Annotated in this window: 3 protein-coding genes; 2 read left to right on the top strand and 1 reads right to left on the bottom strand. The window is 60.6% G+C overall.

Annotated elements, in window-relative coordinates; all coding sequences use genetic code 11:
• Window positions 1-199: 199 nt before the first annotated feature.
• The gene (locus QOC89_RS15020) at window positions 200-1,114 is read right to left on the bottom strand and encodes a LysR family transcriptional regulator (RefSeq protein WP_323045727.1); all 915 of its coding nucleotides are present in this window, start codon (window positions 1,112-1,114) and stop codon (window positions 200-202) included.
• Window positions 1,115-1,317: 203 nt separating this feature from the next.
• On the opposite strand from QOC89_RS15020, the gene QOC89_RS15015 reads away from it, so the two are divergent.
• On the top strand, window positions 1,318-2,373 hold the full coding sequence (locus tag QOC89_RS15015) for an aldo/keto reductase (protein ID WP_323045726.1): 1,056 nt from the start codon (window positions 1,318-1,320) through the stop codon (window positions 2,371-2,373).
• Window positions 2,374-2,588: 215 nt separating this feature from the next.
• Window positions 2,589-3,740, top strand: a complete 1,152-nt coding sequence (locus QOC89_RS15010) for a Gfo/Idh/MocA family oxidoreductase (protein ID WP_323045725.1) — start codon at window positions 2,589-2,591, stop codon at window positions 3,738-3,740.
• Window positions 3,741-3,966 lie beyond the last annotated feature (226 nt).

Raw genomic sequence — 3,966 nt, 5'->3', positions numbered from 1 at the left:
GGGGTCAGGGCAGAATGAGTCATCAGAATCCTCGTTGGTGCGTGCCGGAATCGCGACGCCAATCCGCGACTGCGACTCCGATCCGTTGAAACAGTGAGTCGGCGATCCTAGCATGAACATTTTCTTGTCACCGACAGGGCTTCCGTTGGTCAGCGATCCGAAGCATGGCGCAAGATCGCCGCGCGGTGCCAATCGAGCCTCAGGCCGCCACCGCGGGCAATTTTAGGAAGTCCAGAAAAGCACGCGTAACGGGTATGAGCGGTTCTCCCGCGCTGCCCTTAAAAACCGCCGCGAGTTCCCAACAGAGTTCATTGGCTTCGCACAGGCTCGCTGTTGCGACCGGCGCCTCGCGCGTGTGGCCGCCCCGCGCAGCGGCCACAGATTCGGGCACCATGCTGATCGCCAGTCCGTGTGCGGCCAGTTCAAGCAACATCGGCATATCGTTGACCTCGAAGCTGGTCCGGCGCTGCAACCCTGCTGCCGCAAAGCTCCGGTCGACAAGCCGCCGCACGCTCCACTCCGGGCGCAGATCGGCGAATGTTTCGTCGACGAGATCGGCCAACTCGAGCCCGCTGGCGCCCGCAAGCCGATGATGCGCCGCGCAAACGACGACCATTCCTTCGCAGGCGAACATGTGCGATCCGAGATCGTCGAGCGGCGTATCCGGTGGCTGAGTGAACGCGAGGTCGAGGCGCCCTTCCCTCACTTCGTCGATCAACGCGCGCGAGCCGTCCAGTGTCAATTCGATGTCGATCCCACCGAACGCGGCCCGAAACTGTCCCAGCGCAGCGGGCAGGTCGACGAATGGCGCGAGACCATGAATCGCACCGATACTCAGCCGCCCGCGTGCGAGACCATGAACCTGCGTGACGGCATGCCGCGCGTCGCGAGCGGCAGCCAGTACCCGCTGCGCCTCGGCGAACAGCACTTCGCCGGCAGGCGTCAAAGCGACTCGCCTCGTGCTGCGATTGAACAGCGGTCCACCCAGATCTTCTTCCAGCAAGCGGATCGATGCGGACAAGCCGGACTGCACGAGGTTGAGGCGGCGCGCCGCGCGCGTGAAATGCCGCTCTTGCGCGACCGCCACGAAATGTTCCAGTTGCTTCAAATCCACGTTGGCACTCTTTCTGCAGAGACGATTAATCACAAAAACAGCACAATTGGATCACATCTTTCTATTGGAATGGTAATTCAATCTCCGTTATCGTCCGACGTCTGGTGACGTCGAAACGCCGGGCATGAAATGCGGGCGCAATGGGCCTCATCGACTGCATGCCAGTTGTCAATCCTCGCAACATACATGGAGATTGCTTCATCATGGACTACCGTCAACTGGGCCGTTCAGGCCTCAAGGTGTCGACCATCACGCTAGGTACGATGACGATGGGCGGCCAAGGCAAATTCGCGAGCGTCGGCGAGGTGGGTCTCGACGAGGCGCGCCGGCAGATCGACATGTGCATCGACGCGGGCGTCAACCTGATCGACACCGCGGACGTCTATTCGAACGGTGCGTCGGAGGAAATCGTCGGCCAGGCGCTCGGCGGCAAGCGCAAAGGCGGCGTGCTGATTGCGACGAAAGCCCGCTTTCCCATGGGTGACGGCCCGAACGACCGGGGTCTGTCGCGACATCATCTGATAGAAGCCTGCGAGGCGAGCCTGCGCCGTCTCAAGACCGACGTGATCGATCTCTACCAGGTGCACGAATGGGACGGACTCACGCCGCTCGAGGAAACACTTGAAGCGCTCGACCTGCTTGTCCGGCATGGCAAGGTCCGGTATGTCGGCTGCTCGAACTACTCGGGCTGGCATCTGATGAAGGCGTTGCATGTGAGCGAGCGCGACCGCCTGCCGCGCTTCGTGAGCCAACAGATCCATTACACGCTGGAAGCACGCGAAGCAGAATACGAGCTCGCGCCGATCTCGCTCGATCAAGGCTTGGGCATTCTCGTCTGGAGCCCGCTCGCAGGCGGCCTGCTGTCGGGTAAGCACCGCCGCGACACGACGCCCGAGGGCACGCGTCAGCTCGCCGGCTGGACAGAGCCGCCGATTCGCGACGCCGAACGCCTGTGGTCGATCGTCGACACGCTTGTCGAGATCGCCGGCGAGCTGAATGTCTCGGCGGCTCAGGTCGCGCTTGCGTGGACGCTTGGGCGCCCCGCCGTCACGTCGGTCATCATCGGCGGGCGCAACGACAAACAACTGCTCGACAACCTCGGCGCGGCGAATCTCAGCCTGAGCGCCGAACAGCGTGAGCGGCTCGACAAGGTGAGCGCGCCGCCCCTGCTGTACCCGTACTGGCATCAGGCGCAGACCGCGCATGATCGTCTTTCCGTTGCGGACCTGTCGCTGCTGGGACCGCATCTCAAGGCGTAGGTGTGATGCGGCCGACATCGAATGCCGGCCGCCCTGAAAGATTGCCTGTCATCCACGCATGTCCACGTTGGCCGGATCGCAGTCATTTCATCGCGAAGTCGGCTTGCGCTCGCAGCGACTTCACTTGACTGTAGCGCGCCGTCACGAGCCTGCTTGGCAATGAAGCCGATGGAAGCCTTTTCACATCTAGCGTCGCGCAATCCGCGATCGACATCGTGCGCTGCCACCGAACCGGTGGCAGCAGTGTTCCGCTCGCCTTCAAATCAACAACGTCATACCGAATCACCATGAAAAAACTTAGAACGGCCATTGTCGGCTGCGGAAAAGTCGGTCATTTCCATGCGCGGGCGCTCTCCAATCTGGAGGACTCGGACTTCGTCGCGGTATGCAGCACCTCTCTCGATCGAGCAAAGGCCTTCGGCAAACAATACGGTGTGCATGCGTTCGATCGCGTCGAAGAAATGGTGGAAGCCGCGCAGATCGACGTCGTATGCATCTGCACTCCGCATCCTCAGCATGCTCCCGTTGCGATCGCCGCCCTGAAAAGCGGCAGTCACGTTCTCATAGAGAAACCCCTCGCTTCTTCGCTCGAAGACTGCGATGCCATCCTTTCATGCGCCGAAGAACACCGGCGTACGGTCGGCGTCGTGTGCCAGCGGCGCTTTTATCCGTCCGCGATGCGAATCAGGCGGGCCATCGATGCGGGCAAGATCGGCCGCCCCGCCATCGGCAATGTCGTCATGCTCGGATGGCGCGACCGTCAGTATTACGAAAGCGATCCCTGGCGTGGCTCGTGGGCTGGCGAAGGAGGCGGTGTGCTCGTGAACCAGGCCCCTCATCAGCTCGATCTGCTGCTCTGGTATATGGGCGATATCGATGAGGTCTATGGCGTGTGGAAGAACGTCAACCACGACTACATCGAGGTTGAAGACACCGCGGCGGCCATCATCAAGTTCAAAAGCGGCGCGATTGCCAACATTCTCGTCAGCAACTCGCAGAATCCTGCTTTGTACGGGAAGGTCCATGTTCACGGCGATAACGGTGCGTCGGTCGGCGTGCAGACGGACGGCGGCGCGATGTTCATCGCCGGCGTTTCGACCATCACCGAACCGCCTTACAACGATATCTGGACGATCAAAGGCGAAGAAGACAGGCTCGCCGAATGGAAAAAAGCGGATGCGGAGTATTTTAATTCCGCGGATTCCCTGTACTTCTATCACGAGCAGCAAATCGGTGATTTCCTGACTGCCGTCAGCAACGGCACGAAGCCCTTGATCGACGGACTCGACGGCCGGAAGACCGTAGAGCTGTTCACAGCCATCTATCGCAGCACGCAGAGCAATGCGGTTGTAAAACTCCCGCTCTGAGCGGCACGACGCGTCGCCGGTATTGCGGCGGCCAATGCCTGTTTGGACGGTCATCCAGACAGCTTCTTGAATGCAAAATCATGAAAACAACAAAAACCCGGTATTTCATTGTCTTTTTACTGTTTGTAGTCACGGCCATCAACTACATGGATCGCGCGAACCTCTCGATCGCGGGCAGCAGGATCCAGGGAGAATTCAGCCTTTCGCCGACCCAGCTCGGCTTGCT

The sequence above is a fragment of the Paraburkholderia sp. genome (assembly GCF_034668105.1).
Lineage (GTDB): Bacteria > Pseudomonadota > Gammaproteobacteria > Burkholderiales > Burkholderiaceae > Paraburkholderia.
The sequence above is the reverse complement of the archived record's forward strand: the minus strand, read 5'-3'. Positions and strand labels throughout refer to the sequence as shown.

What these genes read in the sequence shown, in the direction of transcription:
- QOC89_RS15015 (WP_323045726.1), top strand. Translation starts at nt 1,318, where the DNA reads ATGGACTACCGTCAACTGGGCCGTTCAGGCCTCAAGGTGTCGACCATC.